This window comes from Oleiphilus sp. HI0066, assembly GCF_001635725.1.
Genome location: NZ_LWFH01001213.1, coordinates 1 through 1,589, shown reverse-complemented (window position 1 = coordinate 1,589; position 1,589 = coordinate 1). Strand labels below are relative to the sequence as shown.

Genomic DNA, 1,589 nt, shown 5'->3' with positions numbered 1-1,589 from the left:
GAATAAATGCTTCGCGAAGCTCACCACTCATCTCAACGGTAAATGAATTCATTTGCTCTGGACGATTTAGAGTAATCGTTAAAATGCCGTCAGCATCTATGACATAACTGATTGTTTTATACATGCGCGTTGCTCCTATTATTTTTTCAGATCAATACTTTATAACGAACGACTTGTTGTAGGATATGGAGGATACGCACCAAGACAATCAATAGACGACGAGCTTCCCGCAAAACAAACATAGCAAACGACCGGAGAGCCAATTTGAACAGCTTTACTTTTTCCACTAGCCAGCACATTAGGTGTGGTAACGGCCTAACAGACAACCTAGGTGAACTCTGTGTCGAGCATGGCTATAACCATGTAATGATCGTTACAGATTTCGACATCAAACGACTTGGTTTGCTCGATAAAGCTATAGCGAGTTTTGAACAAAACAAGATCTCTTACACCCTTTTCAGCGAAGTAGAACCAGACCCCGCAGAAGAAGTCGTACTAAGAGCCATAGAACAGGCTAAAAAACTATCCGTTGATGTCATTATTGGCTTTGGGGGCGGGAGCTCCATGGACGTTGCAAAGCTCATCGCATTATTAGCACATCCTCAATGTACACAAAGCCTTGACGATATTTACGGCGTTGGAAATGCCAAAGGAATACGACTTCCACTAATCCAAATTCCTACAACTGCAGGCACGGGCTCTGAAGTCACGCCGGTTGCCATCGTTACAACAGGCGATACAACGAAAATGGGCGCGGTATCGCCTATTTTCTTACCCGACCTAGCCTTGCTTGATGCCAATCTAACAATCGGTTTACCCCCTCACGTGACTGCCGCAACGGGGGTCGATGCCATGGTACATGCAATCGAAGCGTACACCAGCGTTCATAAAAAGAACCCTATCTCAGATATGCTAGCCCGCGAAGCACTTAGCCTGCTGACTGCTAATATTTTTACTGCAACGCATCATGGCCATGTACTAGAAGCGCGCGAAAAAATGTTACTTGGGGCGCTCTATGCAGGACAAGCATTTGCTAACTCGCCCGTCGCAGCGGTACATGCACTCGCATACCCATTGGGTGGACATTTTCATATTCCACACGGATTAAGTAATTCCTTAGTGTTGCCGTACGTGCTGCGCTTCAACGTCGACTCAGCAGCAGAGCAATACGCGCAACTCGCTCCGGTCATGTTTCCTGATCAAAGTTTTACGGGGACGAACCAAGATATTTGCGAGCAATGGATTGATCAAATTGAGAACTTAATTAAAGATCTGGGACTACCATCGACATTGCGCGAGATGAATATTGAAGAATCTTTCTTACCTACGTTAGCCAAAGACGCGATGCTACAAACCCGATTACTCGTCAATAATCCGCGAGACGTAAGCTATGAAGATGCTTTAACCATCTATCACGCAGCATTTTAATTATTAAGGACGTCATACCAGTGGCAAATAAAGAAACAGAAGTTAGGCAGAACTATAAATCCTTTCACCCGATCACTACGCGCTGGCGCGACAATGATCTTTATGGCCACGTGAATAACGTGGTGTACTACAGCTATTTCGATAGTGCCGCAAATGCATAT

The 1,589-nt window shown here is 45.0% G+C and carries 2 protein-coding genes; both read left to right on the top strand.

Annotated features, from left to right (window positions below; all coding sequences use genetic code 11):
• The first annotated feature begins 264 nt into the window (after positions 1-264).
• Positions 265-1,428: an iron-containing alcohol dehydrogenase gene (locus A3738_RS16780; protein WP_068480624.1), complete on the top strand. Its 1,164-nt coding sequence runs from the start codon at positions 265-267 to the stop codon at positions 1,426-1,428.
• A gap of 20 nt (positions 1,429-1,448) precedes the next feature.
• On the top strand, positions 1,449-1,589 hold a 141-nt coding region (locus A3738_RS32350), incomplete at its 3' end, for a thioesterase family protein (protein WP_255376176.1).